We start from the raw sequence: 20,774 nt of genomic DNA, 5'->3' as shown, positions 1-20,774 counted from the left end.
GATGTTTTCGAGTGTCGCGCGTTGCACAACACTCGAAAACACCCTGAACCCCAACTCAGGTTTCATAAGACATCTGGTTGAGTAGCCAATTTAGGTTACAAGCTCATTTAGAAGAATTGAAGACTATCAAAATTCCCAGCCTCAAGCTTCACACCGGTAAATGTAGCATCCTTTAAATTAGCTTTGTGAAAACAGGTGCCCACAGCTAGACGGACACATCGATAAACCAGCCACCCGCCCTGTAATGTCAGAAGCAAGTACAACACAGTTGATAAAGCCATTGATAGCCCCGGCAGGAGCTCAGCAACTGCAAAAAAGGCGATCGCCCAGGCCCCCATCAAGAGCGCAAATCCATAGGCAGCGATCAGACTCATACTGAAAAACGCCGCCCACCGGACGGGGCCACGGGTCGTCAAACTGAGCAAGAGGGCTACAATTCCCCCTAAAACCGCCCCCGCGATCGCCCAACGTGAGTCATTATTCGTCCAGATACCGGCATAGCAAAAGCCAGGAAGCGCACCAAACCAAAGGCCGACCAATCCCTGCCAGAAGCGACGCAGACGAAGCCGCGATTTGGGAGGCGGAACCGTTCCCAGTCCTGCGATCGCCAAGCTGCTATACAGCACCAAGACAAAGAACCAGCCATTTTCAGCCGGGGTACGCCCCAAAGCACCAAACATGAGGCGAGTCACGGCATCAGCCAGCAAGAGGATGGGAGGTATGACCCACAGCAGCCGAAAAAGCTGCCGGGGTGTCCAGCCCAGGGTTGCTCCATTGAAGCAAGCTCCTTGTAGTGAAGCCTCGCTGAAATCACAACCCCGCAAATCTGAACCGCTGAAGTCGGCGTGATCAAGGATGCGGTTGCGGAAGGAGCGGTCGCGCAGGTCACGATTCTGAAAGTTCAACTCTGGGGGCGATCGCATAGAGGCTTTAGCGCAGGGGCCACCAGGACACCTTATCGCGAGTTGCGCTATAAACTTCCTTCAAGCCCTCAGGATCTTCCACCTGAACCAGGTCACCTGAATCTGAAGATTTCTGCTTTTTCAGCAACCCCACCTGCGTCATACCCTTCAGCACCTGCTCAACGGTACGGGCATTCAATTGACACGCATGGGCAATGATGTCGATGGGCAAATCAAAGGCAAACGTGCCATCCCCCTGGGGCTGACTACCCAGAGTCCGCTCTTGATAAACCAGTGCTCGCAGCAGAGACGCTACCGCCTGAGGCGGATAGGTGCTGCAATTGAGCAGATGGTATTGAAACTTCTCCCGTAGCTCAAACAGCACAGTATAACGCTCTCGAAAAACGGTGCTGTCTTCATAAAGCAACCGAATATTGGGGAGAGGAATTTTGACGACCGTTGTAGTTTTGTAGGCCTCTACAAGACTGGGAAAGGAGCGGCACGCCTGCCCCCAACTTAGGGGTAAGTTACGCATTCCAAAACAGCTGCCGGGATAGGTCATGGCAATCACCCGATCCAGCGGGGTACTCCGCACCAACACAGGCCCTCCCGCCAGAACCACGTAGAGATATTCCAGGGAAATATCAGGCTGAAACGCTGTGTAAATGGGGCGACTAGAATACAGCTTCTCATGACTGACATGGTCCAGTTCAATACGGCTACTGAGCCAACTGGTGTCTAGCCCCCGAAAGAGATAGTTCTCCTGGGCAAGGGTTTGAATCAGGTCAAGTTGTTCAGAGTGCTTGGCTGTTTTAGCCATGTCTTGTGCTCTTAGCTGTTCTCACTCTTATTGTAAGCGGATATACTTTCAAGGCATAAACACATAAAAATGTATCTCTTTCGTAATGAGATTGCATTAGTTTCACCGACCACCGCAAATTCTGCCACCAGCTTTGGCTGGCTTATAGCTTTTCACCCGCTCGGTTGGATAGGAGATGGGTGTGTAGAATTGCGTCCGGCATACCCATTTTCTGATTAAGTTTGGGTTAACTAAAAAACGGGTGCCGTATTTCCAGAATCTCAGGCAGAGCCCGGCTATCTGGAAAAGACCACACCCGTTTTTGAGTAAATCAGGTAGCGCTAAGGACACGTTTTAAAACTTGCTGAAAGGGTTATTTTTTGTACGCTTCGCACGAAAAAACAACTCTTAAAGCAGGCCCTAAAACGAGATGATCAGATAGCCGTCCTGAAACTTGGCCCCTGTTACTTGTTTACCTTTCAGTTCCGGAGGCAGAGCCAGGTTGTGGCGCTGATCTCCCGCTTCTACCGTTACCTCCGGGCCATATTGGGTAAGTTTGACCTGAGATTTGTCGAAGCCTGGGAGAAACAGAGCAACTTTGCGTTCAGATACGTTAACGGCGATCGCTTTCGGTACCCCTGTTCCATCTGTTAAATCGGGTAGAGCATTTGCCAGAGGCTGCCAGTCCTGGCCAGGGTAGTTGGGAAGCGCACTGACAGAGAGCGGTTCAAAGGCTGATGAGATCACACCTGCATTGTTGGATTGGTTAAGCACTACGCCCCCAACCGTTAGCCCGATTTGCTGGGCCGCCCCCCAGAGATACTTGGCTGTTGCGATCGCCGCTTCATCCTCTGTGGTTACCAGATAAGCCAGCATGCGCTTAGGGTCAGTAACGGCGGCCTTCCCCTGCTCCAAAATATTGCCCACTTGTGTCGCTTCGGCGTTGGAGAACAAATCTCCTGACCAGTTTACATTCAGCACCGCACTGGAAACGGGTTGAATGAACGGCGACAACGTTTTATAGAAGTCTGATTCTGTCAGTACAGTGCGAAACCTCCGCACGTACCAGGTGGCAATTTCCGGTGTCCCTAACATCCGGAGTGTGTTCTGGTCCCCCGCTCCGTCGTAGACCACAACGTCGTAATTACCGCTGGCATCAAACTCGCGCAGAGCGTTTAACGCCAAGGCCGAATCCATCCCCGGCAAAATGCCCAACTCCTGAGCGTAAACCCCCTTTAGAAAGGGGCTGCGCACATACCGGGCTTCCTGCTGCTTTAACTCATCCCAGGAACGCTCCAGCAAGGCGGTGGATTGCAATTGCAACGCCTTTAGATTCGGCGCAATATTCACCGGCTCTGCACCAACCGCAGTACCCAGCAACACGCCAAAGGCAGGAGACGGATCTTGAGTCGCTAGCAGAACCCGTTTACCCTGGGCTGCCAATTTATGAGCAGCGGCGATCGCCACCGTCGTCCGTCCTGTACCGCCTTTTCCCAAAAACGTCAGAATCAAACTCATGCCATGTTGTCCTGATAATGGATGCTGCTAGATGCTCAACCTGGGATGAGGGTGCAGAAGGAAACAGGGCGATCGCGCCAAATTTATGAGCCTAGCTCATAAACTCCAACTCATCCTCAAAGAACCAGCTTGAGAAGTTATCCTCAAACTTTACAATGATGCCAATGCCACTGCCATCTGTCATTTTGAAGCCTTCGATTACACCCGTCTGCCCCAAATGATTGATGACTGCCTGGCTGGCCCGATCCCGTAACCGCCTTACCCGCACTTGTTGACCGACTTGCATCTCCGTTACAACCAACGAACAAACATTAGTCAGTGTATCAGCGTATCGGCTTTCATCCATGGGTTTTTCAAGGGGCTTTCAAGAATGACTAACTCCTGACAGATGACAGAGTTGTAGTATGTAAGTTGTCAAAGACGGTAACCACGGCAAAGCAGACCATGTTAGCTAAACGAATTCTTCCCTGTCTGGATGTGAAAGCAGGGCGTGTTGTGAAAGGGGTGAATTTCGTCAATCTACGGGACGCTGGAGATCCCGTGGAGCTGGCACAGGTTTATAACGAAGCCGGAGCCGACGAGCTTGTCTTCCTCGACATTACAGCCACCCACGAAGATCGTGACATCATCTACGACGTGGTTTACCGCACCGCCGAACAGGTCTTCATTCCCCTCACGGTAGGCGGCGGCATCAGCTCCTTAGATACCATCAAAAAGTTGCTACGCGCCGGGGCCGACAAGGTCAGCATTAACTCTTCAGCTGTGCGTGATCCCGATTTCATTAATCAGGCCAGCGATCGCTTCGGCAACCAGTGCATTGTCGTCGCTATCGATGCCCGTCGCCGCGAAGACCCCGAGAACCCGGGCTGGGATGTGTACGTCCGGGGTGGCCGCGAGAACACTGGCATTGATGCTCTGAAATGGGCCAAGGAGGTCGAGCAGCGAGGTGCAGGAGAACTATTAGTGACCAGCATGGATGCGGATGGTACGCAAGCCGGGTATGACCTGGAACTGACACGGGCGATCGCCGACCAAGTCCAAATTCCCGTCATTGCCTCTGGGGGAGCCGGCACGTGCCAGCACATTTATGAGGCCCTCACGGACGGCAAAGCAGAGGCCGCCCTACTCGCGTCACTGCTGCACTACGGCCAACTGACGGTCGCTGAGATCAAGTCCTACCTGGTGGATCATCAGATCCCCATGCGGAACTAGAGTACGGTGTAGAGATCGCTGGCAAGGTTGGTTTTTCGTACACAAAGCATATGAAAAACTAGCTGTTAAAAGAAATTGATTTTTGAAAAGCCCCACAGAATGCGGCTTTTCAAAAATCAACTTGTCCTATCCAGCAAGCGAAGGTTATACAAGTTTCGTGGGTTCAGCTCCGCCTCACTAAAAAATTACCAATACAGTAGAGGACACTCTTCTAAGGAACTGTTACAATACTAAATATTAAGATAAGTAACTGATCTTTAGAATGATTTTTATCCTGCTGGTGGTCGTTGTTCTCGTGGCTTGGGCGCTGCATCTGATGCAGCAGGCCATGGATCATCGTGAATTTTCTCTAATGCTGGCAGGGTTCCTCGTGTCTGTTGCCGCTGCTGCTCTGGTCGGTGTTTACTTTTTAATGGGTCATTTCGTCGGTTACATGGATCAAATGGCTCTACGCGCGGAACTCAATGAACAGTATTACGAATACACAGGCTTTGTTTTCCCGGATGAGCTGGTCATCGAGGAGCGTTTGGGCGATCGCTCCACTCTCCTCTCTCCCCCCATCTCCATCGCAAACTCAGGCTCATAACCAACATTAAGGCTCACTTCAACTCAATTGAATATCCATAAAAAGAAGGAAGCAGCTCTTTGCACTGCTTCCTTCTTTTTATGGATATTCAATTGAAGCTCTGCTCACCTGCCGCAAATCTATTTTTCCCCCTCATCCACAGGCCGCGTTTCAAGGGGCAAGAAAATCGTTAATACCTCTCCTTGATGAGGACGTTGCCGCACAATGAGCTTACCACCTAAGGCCTGGAATAGATTTTTGGTCACCGCCAGGTTCAGGCTTAAGCTACCTGTCTCAGGCTGGAACATCAGCAGTTGCCCCAAAGATTTCAGAGGCGTCATCGGTTGATTTGCCCCAAAACGATGACTGCTGGTTGCAGCTTCCTCCTGCACGTGGGATTGAAACTGGAGTTTGAGCTGGTGCCCAGCTAATGTCACATCAACCTGAATATGGCTAGAAGGCGGCAACGTTTGCGTAATGCGATCGAGCAGTCCCGTCAACACCTGATCCAACATGGTGGGATCAGTAACAACCATCGGTAACTTCTGAGGTAACACCACGTCCAATGACAGGTTGCGCTGACTCGCCAACTGCTGCCAGCGGGGAACATGCTGCTGAAAGAGCTGGGTCAATGAAATGGGAGCCAAAGGAGTCAGGGGGCGATCGCTGCGAGTCTGTTGCAACTCCACGGCCCGGAAAATGAGATTAAACCGATCAATCTGCTCGGTACATTCCTGGTCAATGACTGACAGCCGTTTTAATACATCTGGGCTGAGGTCTTTACGCTTCAGCAGCAAGCGTGTCAGGGTACGAATCGTGGTGAGGGGCGTGCGAACCTCATGGGCGATCGCCTGCAACAACTCTGTATCAAAACTCTCAGACTGGGTTAACGCTTCCTCCAGAGAAGGTTGAGCAGTCTCTGGTTTTATACTCTTCCCGTTCTTGGCACCATGGCCATTGGAAGAGCCATTAACACCAGGGTCCTCCTTCAGGCTAGAGTCAGTCGAAGCTTCAGACAACCGGAAGCGATCGGAAATGCGGGCCGAACCCTCTTCCAGTTCCATAGGTTCTGGCAGAAGCGCCAGCATGAGTCGATTAAACTCTGCAACCCTACGATAGTCGGGTTGGGCCAGATTGGCAGATTCCATCAAGCGTTCCATCTTCTTCAAGGAAGAAGAGCCTGTTAATAACAGACGGATGCGTAGCGCTTGCCAGGAACGGGTAATCACCTCTGGGTCAAAGGAACATAGAAATGCCGGAACTTTATCTGTCGTTTCGCCCAGCACCATCACCAAGCTCAAGGCAGGGGTTATCACCAGACAAAACTGTTCGTTACTTAAAGGATCACTGGGGATTAACGGTACAGTGGCCGTCTTTGTAGAATCTAGCTTTTCTCGGTCTGCAGAGGGCAGTAACCGAAACGGCATCCAGGTGTTACTCCACAGCGGGCTGGCAGTAAACGTCCAGGTAGCGATCGCCCGCTGCAACTCCTGTTGGCCCAATACAGGAACCGGGCCTGACAGGATAATGCCCGATTCCGATAGTTTCCCAAGTTCTAAATCACGATGCAGTAGCAAATTCAGCGCGGCGATCGCCCCGGCCCACTCTCGCTCGGCGCGGACACGATGCTGTGCTGCCGACCGCTGCGGCTGAAACAGAGGTTCATCCTGGCTGACGACCTCACTTAATGTGGGCAAATACCATTGCTTCACGTCCTACCTTTCCTCGGCCACGGCTCCGAATGGATAGTGGTGGAGTACAAACCTTAAATTAATACGCGATTAATTATTGAAGGCAGTATACCCTGTACTCCACATTCCTCTCTATAACGAGCATACTCGCCACTCGATGACAGAGCCTAGCTAAACAACCGCCCCTTCAGGTTCGGTTCCCCTCGTTTTGATCTTCACATTGGACGGAGACAGGGGGTGCAAATCATCCCCTCTCTTCGTCTAGAAAGCTACACCCCTGCCTCATGACATAACACGATGAAGTCGTGATGAAAGCGAGCCCATCATTCAGTTCGGTTATCACGATGCGGTTGCCGAACCTTTATTCCTTTTAAAACGTCGATGATTATAAGGCAGCGTCAAAGCTAGCTTGCACCTGTGTCTTTAGAGCTAGAACATCCGGTGGGTTGTAGTAATCGTACTAATGGTAAGACTGTAATCCTTACCCGCGCGCATTTATTCCCCTTCGTAGTTCACCCGTCCGGATGATTCCGCCCCCCTTTACTGGAGTTTAATGTTGTATTACCATTGTAATAGACCAAAGTCATAACCACTTCGCATTTGTCTGTTCCGAGTGTAGACAGGCTCTCAAAGCTAGGCCAATATCGCATCTATTTATTACTCAGTTTTCAAAGGTCGAGATGCAAGGGTTACGGTTAGGGGTCGCGATAGGAGATAAAGCCCTAACCAAAGCCGAAGCTTGAAGGAATTTGATTGTTTGCTTGCCCGCTCTCCCCTTTGCCTGCTGTTAGTTGTTTTGTTCACCTGAATTTCGCTTCCCAGTTGAACGGTTATCTCCCCTAGTTTTTTCCGCCCACTGCATGGGTGGCTTCCTTGTCTTCTCTGGGATCAGGTTTAGGATTCCAGCCTTATTTCCTTTTTCCTTTCGTGTTCCGTTGTGATGGAGTTAAGTGGCGACCATGACAATTGCAAATACATCCCCGACAGAAACCAAGCCCCTCTTCACAGCAGATATGGTGCGGACCTATCTGCATGAGATTGGTCGCGTCCCTCTGCTCACCCACGAACAAGAAATCGTGTTGGGTAAGCAGGTTCAGCAGATGATGAAGGCTGTCGAGATTCAAGAAAAGCTGGCCAAGAAGTTGGATCAGCAACCTACACAGGCGGAATGGGCCGAAGCTGTGGGCACCTCTGAAGCCGAACTAGAACGCACCATTCGCTTAGGGCAGCGGGCGAAGAAGAAAATGATCGAAGCCAACCTGCGGTTGGTAGTCGCGATCGCGAAGAAATACCAGAAGCGCAATCTAGAGTTTCTGGATCTGATTCAAGAAGGGACTCTCGGGTTAGAGCGGGGGGTTGAAAAGTTTGACCCGACTCGGGGTTACAAATTCTCGACCTATGCGTACTGGTGGATTCGTCAGGCCATTACTCGGGCGATCGCCCAGCAGGCTCGCACCATCCGCTTGCCAATCCACATTACCGAGAAGCTCAACAAGATCAAGCGTGTGCAGCGGGAACTGGCCCAGCAACTTGGTCACAGTCCCTCTCCTGCCGACATTGCTAAAGCTCTGGAGTTAACTCCGGCAGAAATTCGTGAGTTTCTGCTGATGGCTCGGCAACCTGTCTCGCTCGATCTGAAAGTTGGCGACAATCAGGATACGGAGTTACAAGACCTCCTCGAAGACGAGGATGCCTCTCCAGAAACCTACACAGTGCAAGAGTCCCTCCGGCAGGATATTCAAAACCTACTGGCGGAACTCACCCCCCAGCAGCGCGAGGTGTTGGTGTTGCGCTTTGGACTGGAAGATGGTCACGAGCTCTCTCTGGCTAAAGTCGGTCAGCGGATGAATATCAGCCGCGAGCGCGTGCGTCAACTTGAGCGCCAAGCCCTCGACCACCTGCGGCGGCGTAAAGCCAACGTTCGCGGTTACCTGGCTAGCTAGACCTTGATTATCTCTTGAGTGAACCTTCGGGTACAGCTAAGCTGTACCCGATTTTTTTGCACCTTCTCAAATCAAACCCAGAACTCTCATTCCACAGCCGCTTTGTGGCGACAAAATGACTGTTTTGGGTTTGCTGCAAGACGTAAGCCCATTTTTCGATGACCATACTGCGGCAGCATAATCATCAAGGGTTTTGTGAATGTTATAACATCCCATCGGGTGAGCGCTGAGCTCGCCCAATTGGGTGTTTTGCGAAGATGAGCGATCGCATTACCTTACTAATAAAGGAAATGCATACAAACTATCGCTTCAAGGTTAAGGAAAACTCAAATGCATCCATCAACCAGTAGGAGTAGTTAGAATTACTTACTCTCCACGACACTTTGAACGGACAGTTTGCGAAGTGTCTCAGAAGATACCAGAAGGGCCTCATTTCATGAATTAATAACGGTAGAGAGCGGCTGGCGAGCTCAACAGGTTACAAAGTTTTGTATCCGAGTGAGCCATAATTCATTGATTCTTAATTGATATTTAAGATGCAATGGATCTCTACCTTTAGAAAGCATTCTGTGAAGGAGAAAGCTGCAAAAATAAGGCCAATGTTTCAGCGTTAATCGCTTGAAGTGATCCCTGCTGGTCCCTCCAAGCAACGTAAGCAGAAACGGCTCTTTAGCTGGTTCCCTTGACAATCGCTTTCATATCGAAATAGGTCTTAAACCGAAGACCTTTGGATGTTTCCTTTGTTGAAATTGCTCGGTGATTGCCTAATTTCAGTTAATTCAGAAACTTTTGAAACATTTTTCACAAATTTCTGGAATTGAGCAAGCAATCGCTGTAGTCAAAACCACTAGATAAGGTTGTTGCAATCCCTGAAGCCTCTACAAAGATGGCTTGAGATATATTGCATTGCCTATCTTTTGAGCCACTCATCAGCCCTTCTCAAGAGCGATGAATCTTATATCAGGCTCAAACTACTGTAAACATTAGATTTATATTAAGGAGGTCTGCGGTGCTAACGTTATCCAAACGCCCTACTCTTAACTGGCAAACTCTCCTAAATCGCGTAGAAAAACCTTTAACAGCCTTGGTACTAACTGTAGGCCTGACCCTGGTGGCTGTCGGCCAGAGTCATGCTCGTACGGTGACACCTGATCTGGGATCAACTGAGGTGGCAACGGCTAATCCCGGTCTGACGGTGAGCCAGCGTATGGCTGACGGCGTTTATCTGTTTGGCCAATCTCCTGAAGCCTTCCAGAACGGCTCTGAGTACATTGTGTTTGAAGTGAATCAAGATCAGGTAGTTGGTGCTTTTTACCTCCCCAACTCTTCTTTTGATTGCTTCACCGGAGAAGTTGGAACCCGTCAATTGAGTCTGAATATTGTGGATTCCTACGATCAAACCGTACATCCCTATGCCGTTGCCATGCGTGCCGAAGGTTCGGTAGCCTCTACAAGCGACGAAGCTGCACCGATGACTCTGGAAGGATTCCATCAAATTGCAAACCTCAGCGATCTGGATCAACACATTCTCGACACCTGCCGAGCTGATCTGTAGTTACAGCGATCGCAACCAGATATCAGGATAAAAAAAGAGAGAGGGGAAGCGTTGATTCCTCTCTCTCTTTTTATTAAGTAAAGTGAATGGCCCACAACTTTGTAGAAACTTCTAACGGAAAGGTTTGTAGAAACACTATAGAAAATGAAACATTTCATTTTCTATAGTGTTTCTACATGATTGAGGAGATAGAGAACATAGGTAACCAGCTATCAGGGTTGGTGATGAATTGGCGATCGCTCAAACTAACGCGAATTTGCAATAGACCTCCACGACTCTGTTGTTAGGGGCATGAATTGTTGTGCAGCGAATCCCCGCAGTAGTTCACACCAAAAGTTTAATGTGTGGAGAAGGTTTAATCTAAACTTCCTACCCAACTCAAAGTCAGGATACTCAAGAAAAAGGGGTTGCAATGCAACCCCTTTTTCAGTGTTAGGCGTTCACCGTTTGGTTACGATGCTCTCGCATCGAATTCACAAACTGCTCAAACAAATAGTCGGCATCGTGAGGGCCGGGGCTTGCTTCTGGGTGATATTGCACCGAGAAGAGTGGCAGAGTTCGGTGACGAATGCCGGCTACTGTGCGATCGTTCAAATTCAGGTGAGTAACCTCGACATCAGCATCGGGAAGAGAGTCAGCAGCGATCGCAAACCCGTGATTCTGGCTGGTAATCTCCACCCGTTGTTGAAGCCCTGCCGGCTGATTTAACCCACGATGGCCAAACTTAAGCTTGAAGGTTTCAGCCCCCAGGGATAGTCCCAGGATTTGGTGCCCCATACAAATACCGAAGACAGGTTTTTCAGCACCCAGAAGGGCTTTCGCTGTATTGATCCCCTCGGTTACAGCCGCAGGATCCCCAGGGCCATTTGACAGGAAAATGCCATCCGGGTTGTATCCCAAAATAGTTTCGGGAGGCGTGTCTGCTGGCACGACAATGACGCGACACCCATAACGGGCTAACCGTCGCAGAATATTCCGCTTGATCCCAAAGTCGAGAGCCACCACCGTCAAGCGTTCGCCAGACGGAGCAGGAGCGTCGGACTCGGCAAATTCCCACACCTGATCTGTGGGTTCATCCCATTCATAAATCGTCTTAGTCGTCACATCCTTGACCAGATTTAGACCGGCCATACTGGGGGCTGCCTGCACCTTCAACAACAATTCTCCGGGATCAAGAATCTCAGTAGAGATAGCCCCATTCATCGCTCCGGTAGAGCGAATCTTGCGAGTCAAGGCGCGGGTATCAATACCATAAATGCCTGGGATGTTGTGCTGCGCCAGGTAATCTGGCAAGGACTGGGTAGACCGCCAGTTACTTGGGCGCGCGCAGATGTTGCGCGCGATCGCCCCCCGAACATAGGGCCGCGCCGATTCCTCATCTTCAGGATTGACTCCGGTGTTACCCAACTCCGGATAGGTGAATGTCACAATTTGCCCACAATAGCTGGGGTCTGTTAACACTTCCTGGTAACCCGTCATGCCGGTATTAAACACGACTTCACCAATGACAGTGCCGCTGGCACCAAACGAATATCCTCGAAAAACCGTACCATCGGCCAGTACCAGAAGTGCGGGAGGGGGAGTTGCGATCGCCATGAATCTTTAACCTACGTGCTTAGTCAGTATACTGAGCCAGCCATGCTCTTAACCAGCGATATTATCGTAATGGGCCTGGGGAATTGTAGTAATACCAACGGTATTGATTCATCGTTGAGCTTGTATCCGCAACGCGAACGCTCATCAGCTCCAGCAGAACGGGTGAAGCCAGATGGAGCTGAGATCGCTAGCTCACCGTCTGATTCTTTTGCGCAATGGGTCATCAACAGATTCCCCCCTTTCACCAAAATTCCTCAAAAACGGTTCATTATGGCGCAGTGGCACAAGGTTTCGTGGGCGATCGCCAGCTTACTGGCTGGGGTTAGCGCGGGTTGTCAATCGGTTCCACCCGAATCGGCAGCCACCTCTAGCCCGGTGCCTGTTGTGACTCCCAGCCCAGCAGCTTCCACACCCGCAGCTAAACCTACGGTGAACCTCTACCAGCGGGGGTTAGATCGCGGTGGCAGTGCAGCAACCCTCACCCAGATCGCTCAATCACGAGATGATTGGCGGCTCGTTGCTACCCGTTGGCAGCAGGCCATTGACCAGCTCCAAGCGGTTCCTGCCTCCCATCCTGACCATAGCAAAGCCCAGCAAAAGATTCGCGAGTACCAGCGCAATCTAGCGATCGCTCAGGCTCGGTCGGTTCGCCCCAATCCCCCTGTCACTCCAACCAATCTGGCAGAAGCCCTTGGAAATTCTGCCCCAAACCCCCGTCGCTCAGCCCCTGCGCCCGTAGCACAGCCAGCCGCTTCGGCTCCGGTTCCTGCCCGTAACTCAGCCCCTATCCCCAGTGCTGAGGGAACGGGATTCCGAGTCCCGATCGTACGCCGAGCGGGGGGAACTCCCATTATTAATGTCACCTTCAACGGTAGCACTGCCTTTCCCATGATTTTGGATACCGGAGCTAGCGGTACTGTTATCACAAGGGAGATGGCTCAACATCTACAGGTTCGCGCTGTCGGGCAGGCCCAGGTGAGTACCGCCAGTGCTTCCAATGTTTCATTTCCTCTGGGGTATGTAAACTCGATTCAGGTTGGAGATGCCGTAGCTCAAAATGTACTGGTGGCGATCGCTGGACCCAATCTAACTTACGGACTACTTGGGCAGGATTTCTTTCAGGCCTTTGATGTCACCATTCGAGAGCAAGAGGTAGAATTTCATCCTCGATAATCCTATCCAGCGTCATACGCTCAAAACCAAAGAGTTCATGTTTGAAAAACCGCCGAGAGCGTGGCGTTTCAAACATAACGGCCCTCACTAGATTGAGCGATAGCCGAAACAGCAAAGCCTGCATTCCGGTAAAGAATGCAGGCTTTGCTGTTTAAAACACCCTGGGCATTACGCTTTCAGAAAGGTTGCCAGGGATTCTACTTTGTCCCAGGCTGCTCCGCTCTTTAGAATGTCACGGGCCAGGGTGATACCATGGGCGATCGCCGTTTCCAGATCCCCGGCTGGCACTTTCCCGCCCACTTTCAACGCCAAAGCTGCATTCAGCGCAACGGCATCCTCCTGAGCCTGGGTACCCCGTCCCTGTAAAACATTTCGGAGAATATCAACGTTGTCATCTACCTCACCCCCCTTCAGCGCCGAGGTGGGAGCCGGGGTCAAGCCCAAAGCCTCTGGATGAATATGATGGGACGTCAGAGCATGACCCGATACAACCGATAGCACCGTCGCATCTGCTAAGCCAGCTTCGTCCAATTTTTCCAGGCCATGCAGCACAACGGCTTCCTGCATCCCCAGCATTTGCAAAGCTTCGGCTACGGTCTCCACAATGGAAGGGCTGAAAACCCCGATCACCTGTCCGGTTGGGCGTAAGGGGTTAACCAACGGCCCCAGTAAGTTAAAGACTGTGCGTACTTTAAGGGTTTTGCGGAGGGGTACGACCGCTTTCATAGCCGGATGCCACCCGGGTGCAAAGAGGAAAGTAACGCCCACAGACTCCAGTGCTCCCCGCACCTGTTCAGGATGCGCAGCCAGATTAATCCCCAGACCCTCCAGCACATCTGCAGAACCGACTCGGCTGGACGCAGCCCGGTTACCGTGCTTGACGACACAAATCCCCGCTGCCGCTGCAACAAATGCAACGCACGTCGAAATATTAAAGGTAGAGGCACCATCCCCTCCGGTACCACAGGTATCGATGCGGGGCGTAGGCAAGCCATCCAGATCGAACTGCCCACCAACAGACTGCCCCTGTAACACCTGGGCCATGCCTACTAGCTCGCTAGCAGATACCCCTTTGGATTGGATGGCCGCCAGAATGGCCCCCGACAGCACTGGAGGAATGGCCTCCGCTAACCATCCCTGCATCAGGGTAGCGGCCTGTTGGGTGTCGAGCGATCGCCCGTCCAGCAATTGCCCCAGCAAACCCGACCAGTCTGCATCGACCAGGGGTAATGGCGGTATCGTTTCAGTTGGCGAAAGGGGAGAAACGCTCATGGGTTCAGACCAAATCAGGATGACAGAAACAAGGAATTAAGAGACTTTAGAATCAGGATAGAAGGTCAGAGAAATATGCCCCTGGAAACGGTTTTTTAGGGCTAAATCCTGTCTATCGAGAGAACACCCAAAGATCTCCTGAACTGTGTATATCACCAAACGTGAGCTTTGAGAATTGACTTGTATAACCGTAGGAGTAAGCCTTACCGAAGTACCAGATAAATCCAGGTATTCCAAGAGCGAGCGGCTATACTGAGTAAAACAAAAGTTCTGTCGTAAAAATTTCAGACAATCCTTTTAATAAATTGTGGAGATAGCTCAGTTGAACACTCACGAGGAGACACAGACTAGTTTTAATCGCCAACTTAGAAGTGTCCAACGGGATGTGTTACGGATGGGGGCGTTGGTGGAGCACTCCTTCTTGCTAGCGCGGCGATCGCTCTTTGAGCGAGATCTGGACGCCGCTAAGCAAATCGCCATTCAAGACAAGCAGATTGACCAGTTCTACCGCCAAATCGAACTCGATTGCGTTAACTTGATTGCGCTGCAATCGCCGATGCTCCACAACTTGCGGTTGCTCAGCGCCATTATGCAACTGGTGCGCGATCTCGAACGCATTGGAGATTATGCCAAGGATCTGGGTGAAGTTGCAGTCAAACTTTTCCCGTATCCCGTTCACCCCTGTATGGGCCGCATTCAGTTAATGTCTGATCGCTGCCGAGCTATGTTAGCGATTAGCCTCGCCTCACTCTCCGACCTGGATGCCAAATCTGGTCTCGATTTGAAGGTGCGAGACGATGACGTTGACACCGACTATGAGGAAGTCTACACGATGCTAACTCGCCAGCCCAGTGTGCAGGGTTCGATTGAACAGATTGTCCTGATGGTGCTGGCGATCCGCTATCTAGAGCGTATGGCCGACCACGCCACAAACATCGGCAAACGGGTAGCCTACGTCGTAACAGGGCAACGCTAACAGCATCGTCGCGTAGAGAGGGTGACCCCATTCGACGATGCCGCTAGTGCTTAAGTTTGAGGAGCGGCCGCTTCGTGACTACCCCTTACAGGGTTAGAACTAAGGAGATTTCCAGTAATGAAATTACCCCCAGAATGTTGGTGTTTTGCCCGCTTCGCGGGCAAAACACCAACATTCTGGGTAAATTCTTATGCAGAAACCTCCTAAGCCAGTACTCGCTCCGGTAGCAGCGTAAGGATCTCGACCCCATCCTGGGTTACGGCGAGGGTATGTTCAAACTGAGCCGACAATTTGCGGTCTTTGGTAACCGCTGTCCATTTGTCTTCCAGCACTTCTACTTCGTAGGTACCCTCGTTGATCATCGGCTCGATGGTGAAGACCATTCCGGGACGCAGCTTGCGTCCCTTGCCAGCCGTACCGTAATGAGGAACCTGAGGAGCCGTATGAAACGTGCGGCTAATGCCATGACCTACAAAATCACGCACCACTGAAAATCCAGCAGCCTCGGCATAACTTTGAATTGCAGCGCCAATGTCACCAATACGAGAGCCCGGCTTAACCGTAGCGATCCCCCGCATCAAACACTCTTCAGTCACCTCGACTAACTTACGGGCCAGAGGCGACGGCTCACCCACAAAAAAGGTTTTAGATGTGTCACCATGATACCCATCCAGGGTGGGAGTCACATCAATGTTAATGATGTCTCCCTCTTGAAGGACTTGCTTGGCATTGGGGATGCCATGACACACCACTTCGTTCACACTGGTGCAGATAGATTTGGGAAAGCCGTGGTAGCCCAGGGGCGCACTCTTAGCTCCGTGTTTGTGGGTCCACTCCTCGGCTGCATCGTTCAGTTCCAGAGTACTGACTCCAGGCTTCACCATCGGTTCTAAATAGGCCAGCAATTGGGCAGCCAGTTGCCCTGCCTGACGCATCTTCTCAATTTCTCGGCTTGATAGTAAAACGATGGTTTCGTTATCCATGAAGTCTTTAACTCAAATTCCCTTCTTTACTTTACAAGACAGACGCAAAAGTAGCTGTAGCCAAGCCCGTTTGGAAAGACTGATTTTGCTGCATCATGCGCGCGGCTCCACCTCATCTAGTCGGGCCGGACCGGGGCACTAGAGATGCTGTACCGAACTTTAGAGTGCCCATTTTTGCGTGTACTTCGACATCAGCAATAGACGGTTGCACAGGTCATGCTTTGCATTCCCTCAAAAACACTCTTCAAGCAAGCTCACGTATAGTCATAGCGATCCAATACGAAGTCCACTGTAGAGAATCCGTTACAAAGGGAGATGCCCAGGCAGTGGGCATCTCCCTTTGTAACTACAGCTATCTAAGAGGAGCGGATAGGTGCTTTGCACCTATCCGCTCCTCTTAGATAGCTGTAGTTATGCGGTTACTCTGGTTGATTCGACATATCAAGCCACATCTCCTCGCTACCGTGGTGAGCGGTCTTCACCCATTTCAACTGTTTAGGCCGAATTGCAATCCGCATTCCCATAGTGGCGATGATAGGGAACCAGTGGAGCATGTAGAGGGAGCCCTGAATCGCCTGCAGCAACGTCCGCCAACGTGCTTCTGTAGTGTCCGCCGCAAACGCTCGATTGGCCTGATACTTCTGAACACGGCGTAATCCTACGTACATTCCTATCATCGACATGCAGACGGTGAGGGTCGTGAGTGGGGAGAGCAAAGGCAGACGGTTACGGGCGATCGCCATCACCAGATCCGGCACCGCCGCCTGGGGCACGATATATTGCAGCGCCAGAGACGAGATAAAGTCGAAGGTTTTGCCCATACCCATACGGTTCCGAGCTAATAACCGCCAGTAGTCCAAAGAACGCTGATAGCCGCCCTCCGCCCAGCGGTTGCGCTGGTGCCATAACCCAACGGTATTGGTAACTCCCTCCTCAATGACTGGAGGATCCAATAAAAACTCAATATCCCAATGAGCCAGATGCAGCCGCAGGGTGAGATCCAGGTCATCAGTAATGGTTTCCTCATTCCATCCGCCGCACTGCTGAAGGGCTTCGCGGCGCACGAACTGACCGTTGCCCCGCAATTCTCCAAGGCCACCAATGGCAATGCGTTGCTGCTGGTAGTAACTATCCAGGGCCATTTCCGATACCTGGCCCCGTAGCCAGAAGTTAGAAACGCGACGCTTACCTTCGGCTTGGGCGATCGCCTTCCGCACCTGTACAGCCCCAACCTGAGCTTCATCAAACAGGGGTAACACCCGTCGTAACAAGTCTTTAGGCACTTGAGCATCGGCATCAAATACACCCAGGAATTCGCCTTTGGCGAGTTCCACCACCTGATTCAGTGCGCCAGACTTACCTCCCGTTGCATTCACACCTCGACGCAGAACCTTGAGTTGCGGATAGTGTTGGCGCAATTGGTCAAGCACTTGGGGTGTGCGATCAGAACTGTTGTCATCAACAACCCAGAGTTCGTAGCGGCTCGTTGGATAATCTAAATCACACAGGGTTTGAACGAGATTCGCAATGACGGACTCTTCGTTCTTAGCAGCCACCATCAGCGAGACAAAGGGAAGCTTTTCGGGATCTTGCTCCTGCAAGGGCATTGGCAGAGTACGTGGAGCCGAAATCCAGAGCCGCAAAAGATGCAGCCCAAACATAGTTGTCAGCGCCCACACCAACCAAGTGCCCCAGGAAAATAGATGCAGGGCAATAGTCCCACCCCAAATAGCGGTGAGCATCATTGCCGCTTTACGACGACGGCCCACCAGCCCGCGCTGAAAAATGGAAAGGTGAGAGATATAACTATCCGCTGAAAGCGAAGTAGCCCAATCGGGCCCATCAGGAGAGTCAGCAGTTGACCAGGGAGTATTCGGCATAAGCTCAATCGGTATCTACCCGAGGGAATAGGGCAGCTTGTCTCCAAACGTTGTTTAATTAAAGCCCTGCTTCCATCTAATCAACCCACCCGGTCTATGGATATAGGGAGAACCCCCATAAAGAACCGTCCAAACGCCACCGGAAGACATCAGGTGTAGGCCGTAAGCCAGATGGATCATTGAAACAGGTACCTGCTAAAGCTAGGATTTTCAGGGAACGTTAGGGAAAAACCTGCATTATCTGTGTCAGGAAATGTTTCGAGAGTCGAACTTTTATTAAAAAAAATACAATTCAGCAGTAGTCTACACTATCCCGTTGTCTAAAACATGCCCTGATCTTTAACCTGAAGATCCTGGTTCTTTGAATGCGTCCCCGGTATCCTGGGTGAGTGATTTGCATTCGCCCGATGAGGCAGTTCCCATGGCCTGGCAACGTCCTGATGGTCGCCGTCCTGATCAACTCCGTCCTGTGCGGTTTGAACGGCGCTTTACCCGGTTTTCTGCCGGATCTGTTTTGACGCATTTTGGAGACACGCAGGTACTCTGTACCGTCAGTATTCAACCTGGGGTTCCCCGTTTTTTGGAGGGCACTGGCCAGGGCTGGCTGACCGCAGAGTATCGTATGCTACCGGGGGCCACTCCCCAGCGCCATGCCCGCGAAACCATGAAACTATCGGGCCGTACCCAGGAGATCCAACGCTTAATCGGTCGGAGCCTGCGTTCTGTGCTGGATATGAAGGCCTTGGGAGAGCGTACGCTGCTCGTTGATGCGGATGTTCTTCAGGCCGATGCTGGAACCCGTACGGCATCCATTACAGGAGCCTATGTAGCTGTGGCAGACGCCGTGTCTACATTATTGGACAAAGGAGCGTTAGAGCGATCGCCCATTAAACACGCCGTTGCGGCTATCTCTGTGGGTCTCCTGGAGGCCGAACCCTTCCTAGACCTGGCCTATGAAGAGGATGTGGCAGCCGAGATTGATTGCAACGTCGTTCTTAACAGCAATCTAGAACTCATTGAAGTTCAAGGCACCGCCGAGGAGGGCAGCTTTACACGGCAGCAGTTAAATCAGATCCTCGACCTGGCTGAAAAAGGGGTGCGTGAGTTATTAGAGTTACAACAGCAAGCTTTGGTGGGGAGTTGAAAACCATTGTCGTCAACTCCTTTAGGCCCTATTACTTTTCAAGTTTGACTTGCGAAAATTAGTCCTTTAGCGCTCAGAATCAGTCACATCCATTTTTCCGGGATTCCGAGCGTCACTCAAACGACTCAGGAGGCTCAACAAATGGTTGCTCAAGCTGAACCGTGGACATACCGTCCAGATCGCTTACCTGATGGCCCGAAAGGGCCTCCCCTCTGGTTACTCAGCCAGTGGATTTTGCGCCCCTGTCAGTTAATGGAGGAAAGCGCCCGTCGCTATGGTGACGTCTTTACTGTGCGCTGGACACTGGCGCCCGCCGTTATGGTCAGCCATCCCCAGGGCGTGCAGGAGATTTTCCGTACCGATCCGGCTGAGTTTGATATTGGGCAACAAAACAGTATTTTGCAGCCCATCGTGGGAAATGACTCGCTGCTGTTGTTGGATGGCGATCGCCACCAGCGCCAGCGCCAACTCCTCATGCCTCCCTTCCACGGCGAACGGATGCGAGCTTACGGCGAGTTGATCGAGCAGATTACTCGGCAAGTCTTTGCAACCCACACCCACGATGGATTTTTCGAGGTGCGGGCTGCTATGCAGGACATCTCCCTAAAGGTCATTTTGAAAGCTGTATTTGGCCTGGTGGAGGGAGAGCGGTATGAATACCTGCAAACCCTGCTCAAGGCTTTACTGGCCCTATCCGACTCCCCTATCAAAGCCAGTCTGCTGTTTATCCGCTCTCTCCAGCAGGATTGGGGAGCCTGGAGCCCCTGGGGTCGCTTTGTGCGCCAACGGGCCGAAATCGATCAGCTGCTATATGAGGAGATTCGTAATCGCCGCGCCCATCCCAATCCCGAGGCCGAGGACATTCTCAGCCTGTTGCTAAGCGCCCACGACGAGGAGGGCAATAGCATGAGTGACCAAGAGCTCCGGGATGAACTGGTCACACTGCTGATGGCAGGCCACGAAACCACGGCCTCTGCCCTGGCCTGGGCGTTTTATTGGATCCACCAAACCCCTGGCGTTCTGGATACCTTAAAGGCTGAATTGGCGACAATAGACCCGACAGACTTCGCGAGCATCGCCCGTCTCCCCTACCTCAACGCCATCTGCCAGGAAACCTTGCGGATCTATCCAATTGCTCCCATTACCTTCCCCCGTTTCACCCGTCATCCCTTTGAGTTGATGGGCCAGCCGATTCCTCCGGGCACCTTGTTGTTTCCCTGCATCTACCTGCTGCACCGCCGCCCTGATCTCTATCCAGACCCAGAAACCTTCCGCCCAGAACGCTTTCTGGAACGACAATTTACGCCTTATGAGTTCATCTCTTTTGGGGGTGGCAACCGACGCTGTATTGGCATGGCCTTTGCGCTGTACGAAATGAAGCTGGTACTGGCAACCGCCCTCATCCATTGGTCCTTAGAGTTGGCCCCCACGAGCCCACTTCGCCCCATTCGTCGGGGTGTCACCCTGGCTCCCCCTTCCACTTTGCGCATGCGAATTCGTACATAACAAAAAGCGCAGTGCTTTGCACCGCGCTTTTTGCTTTTATTTAGACCTCTACATGAATC

Annotated in this window: 17 protein-coding genes; 8 read left to right on the top strand and 9 right to left on the bottom strand. The window is 51.6% G+C overall.

Translation table 11 applies throughout. From position 1 onward, the window contains the following. Positions 1-107 precede the first annotated feature (107 nt). From H6F91_RS09070 to H6F91_RS09055, 4 genes are all read right to left on the bottom strand, one after another. Positions 108-923 (bottom strand): pentapeptide repeat-containing protein, encoded by an 816-nt coding sequence (locus H6F91_RS09070; RefSeq protein WP_190771160.1) that lies wholly within the window; start codon positions 921-923, stop codon positions 108-110. A 7-nt stretch (positions 924-930) separates the two neighbouring features. Beyond that, positions 931-1,722, bottom strand: a complete 792-nt coding sequence (locus H6F91_RS09065) for a Crp/Fnr family transcriptional regulator (protein ID WP_190771159.1) — start codon at positions 1,720-1,722, stop codon at positions 931-933. A 399-nt stretch (positions 1,723-2,121) separates the two neighbouring features. Beyond that, positions 2,122-3,219, bottom strand: coding sequence for an ArsA family ATPase (locus H6F91_RS09060; protein ID WP_190771158.1), 1,098 nt, complete (start codon positions 3,217-3,219; stop codon positions 2,122-2,124). 91 nt (positions 3,220-3,310) lie between these two features. Next, positions 3,311-3,505 (bottom strand): DUF2862 domain-containing protein, encoded by a 195-nt coding sequence (locus H6F91_RS09055; RefSeq protein WP_190771182.1) that lies wholly within the window; start codon positions 3,503-3,505, stop codon positions 3,311-3,313. 158 nt (positions 3,506-3,663) lie between these two features. Between H6F91_RS09055 and hisF the strand changes: the two genes are divergently transcribed. Further along, complete coding sequence (hisF, locus tag H6F91_RS09050) at positions 3,664-4,431, top strand: imidazole glycerol phosphate synthase subunit HisF (protein WP_190771157.1); 768 nt, start codon at positions 3,664-3,666, stop codon at positions 4,429-4,431. A 262-nt stretch (positions 4,432-4,693) separates the two neighbouring features. After that, on the top strand, positions 4,694-5,017 hold the full coding sequence (locus H6F91_RS27535; protein WP_199307719.1) for a hypothetical protein: 324 nt from the start codon (positions 4,694-4,696) through the stop codon (positions 5,015-5,017). A gap of 119 nt (positions 5,018-5,136) precedes the next feature. Here H6F91_RS27535 and H6F91_RS28540 read toward each other — a convergent pair whose 3' ends face one another. Next, positions 5,137-6,708, bottom strand: a complete 1,572-nt coding sequence (locus tag H6F91_RS28540; protein ID WP_347280019.1) for a HAMP domain-containing sensor histidine kinase — start codon at positions 6,706-6,708, stop codon at positions 5,137-5,139. A 938-nt stretch (positions 6,709-7,646) separates the two neighbouring features. Between H6F91_RS28540 and H6F91_RS09035 the strand changes: the two genes are divergently transcribed. Both H6F91_RS09035 and H6F91_RS09030 read left to right on the top strand, forming a co-directional pair. Continuing rightward, positions 7,647-8,630 (top strand): RNA polymerase sigma factor, RpoD/SigA family, encoded by a 984-nt coding sequence (locus H6F91_RS09035; RefSeq protein ID WP_190771156.1) that lies wholly within the window; start codon positions 7,647-7,649, stop codon positions 8,628-8,630. Between the two features lie 1,009 nt (positions 8,631-9,639). Then, on the top strand, positions 9,640-10,185 hold the full coding sequence (locus H6F91_RS09030) for a hypothetical protein (RefSeq protein WP_190771155.1): 546 nt from the start codon (positions 9,640-9,642) through the stop codon (positions 10,183-10,185). Positions 10,186-10,617: 432 nt separating this feature from the next. Here the strand turns inward: H6F91_RS09030 and carA are convergent, their stop codons facing one another. Continuing rightward, positions 10,618-11,781 carry a glutamine-hydrolyzing carbamoyl-phosphate synthase small subunit gene (gene carA / locus H6F91_RS09025; RefSeq protein WP_190771154.1) on the bottom strand — a complete coding sequence of 388 codons (1,164 nt, stop codon included), beginning with the start codon at positions 11,779-11,781 and terminating at the stop codon, positions 10,618-10,620. Between the two features lie 42 nt (positions 11,782-11,823). Here carA and H6F91_RS09020 point away from each other — a divergent pair, with 42 nt between their 5' ends. Next, complete coding sequence (locus H6F91_RS09020; RefSeq protein ID WP_190771153.1) at positions 11,824-12,954, top strand: retropepsin-like aspartic protease; 1,131 nt, start codon at positions 11,824-11,826, stop codon at positions 12,952-12,954. Between the two features lie 168 nt (positions 12,955-13,122). On the opposite strand, the gene trpD is transcribed toward H6F91_RS09020, so the two are convergent. Next, positions 13,123-14,226, bottom strand: coding sequence for an anthranilate phosphoribosyltransferase (trpD, locus tag H6F91_RS09015; protein ID WP_190771152.1), 1,104 nt, complete (start codon positions 14,224-14,226; stop codon positions 13,123-13,125). A 313-nt stretch (positions 14,227-14,539) separates the two neighbouring features. Here trpD and phoU point away from each other — a divergent pair, with 313 nt between their 5' ends. Next, a complete protein-coding gene (phoU, locus tag H6F91_RS09010) occupies positions 14,540-15,202 on the top strand; it encodes a phosphate signaling complex protein PhoU (RefSeq protein ID WP_190771180.1) in 663 nt (220 codons plus the stop codon). Between the two features lie 203 nt (positions 15,203-15,405). Here the strand turns inward: phoU and map are convergent, their stop codons facing one another. Then, on the bottom strand, positions 15,406-16,185 hold the full coding sequence (map, locus tag H6F91_RS09005) for a type I methionyl aminopeptidase (protein ID WP_190771151.1): 780 nt from the start codon (positions 16,183-16,185) through the stop codon (positions 15,406-15,408). Between the two features lie 419 nt (positions 16,186-16,604). After that, complete coding sequence (locus H6F91_RS09000) at positions 16,605-18,065, bottom strand: glycosyltransferase family 2 protein (RefSeq protein ID WP_190771150.1); 1,461 nt, start codon at positions 18,063-18,065, stop codon at positions 16,605-16,607. 421 nt (positions 18,066-18,486) lie between these two features. Here H6F91_RS09000 and rph point away from each other — a divergent pair, with 421 nt between their 5' ends. Both rph and H6F91_RS08985 read left to right on the top strand, forming a co-directional pair. Next, on the top strand, positions 18,487-19,209 hold the full coding sequence (rph, locus tag H6F91_RS08990) for a ribonuclease PH (protein WP_190771178.1): 723 nt from the start codon (positions 18,487-18,489) through the stop codon (positions 19,207-19,209). A gap of 141 nt (positions 19,210-19,350) precedes the next feature. After that, positions 19,351-20,715: a cytochrome P450 gene (locus tag H6F91_RS08985; RefSeq protein ID WP_190771149.1), complete on the top strand. Its 1,365-nt coding sequence runs from the start codon at positions 19,351-19,353 to the stop codon at positions 20,713-20,715. Positions 20,716-20,774: the final 59 nt, after the last annotated feature.

It is taken from the genome of Leptolyngbya sp. FACHB-8 (assembly GCF_014695575.1).
Classification (GTDB): domain Bacteria; phylum Cyanobacteriota; class Cyanobacteriia; order Elainellales; family Elainellaceae; genus Vacuolonema.
The sequence above is the reverse complement of the archived record's forward strand: the minus strand, read 5'-3'. Positions and strand labels throughout refer to the sequence as shown.

Excerpts from the sequence above, each read along its gene's own strand:
- H6F91_RS09070 (WP_190771160.1), bottom strand. The coding sequence starts at position 923 with ATGCGATCGCCCCCAGAGTTGAACTTTCAGAATCGTGACCTGCGCGAC.
- H6F91_RS09065 (WP_190771159.1), bottom strand. The coding sequence starts at position 1,722 with ATGGCTAAAACAGCCAAGCACTCTGAACAACTTGACCTGATTCAAACC.
- H6F91_RS09060 (WP_190771158.1), bottom strand. The coding sequence starts at position 3,219 with ATGAGTTTGATTCTGACGTTTTTGGGAAAAGGCGGTACAGGACGGACG.
- H6F91_RS09055 (WP_190771182.1), bottom strand. The coding sequence starts at position 3,505 with ATGCAAGTCGGTCAACAAGTGCGGGTAAGGCGGTTACGGGATCGGGCC.
- hisF (WP_190771157.1), top strand. The coding sequence starts at position 3,664 with ATGTTAGCTAAACGAATTCTTCCCTGTCTGGATGTGAAAGCAGGGCGT.
- H6F91_RS27535 (WP_199307719.1), top strand. The coding sequence starts at position 4,694 with ATGATTTTTATCCTGCTGGTGGTCGTTGTTCTCGTGGCTTGGGCGCTG.
- H6F91_RS09035 (WP_190771156.1), top strand. The coding sequence starts at position 7,647 with ATGACAATTGCAAATACATCCCCGACAGAAACCAAGCCCCTCTTCACA.
- carA (WP_190771154.1), bottom strand. The coding sequence starts at position 11,781 with ATGGCGATCGCAACTCCCCCTCCCGCACTTCTGGTACTGGCCGATGGT.
- H6F91_RS09020 (WP_190771153.1), top strand. The coding sequence starts at position 11,824 with ATGCTCTTAACCAGCGATATTATCGTAATGGGCCTGGGGAATTGTAGT.
- trpD (WP_190771152.1), bottom strand. The coding sequence starts at position 14,226 with ATGAGCGTTTCTCCCCTTTCGCCAACTGAAACGATACCGCCATTACCC.
- map (WP_190771151.1), bottom strand. The coding sequence starts at position 16,185 with ATGGATAACGAAACCATCGTTTTACTATCAAGCCGAGAAATTGAGAAG.
- H6F91_RS09000 (WP_190771150.1), bottom strand. The coding sequence starts at position 18,065 with ATGCCGAATACTCCCTGGTCAACTGCTGACTCTCCTGATGGGCCCGAT.
- rph (WP_190771178.1), top strand. The coding sequence starts at position 18,487 with ATGGCCTGGCAACGTCCTGATGGTCGCCGTCCTGATCAACTCCGTCCT.
- H6F91_RS08985 (WP_190771149.1), top strand. The coding sequence starts at position 19,351 with ATGGTTGCTCAAGCTGAACCGTGGACATACCGTCCAGATCGCTTACCT.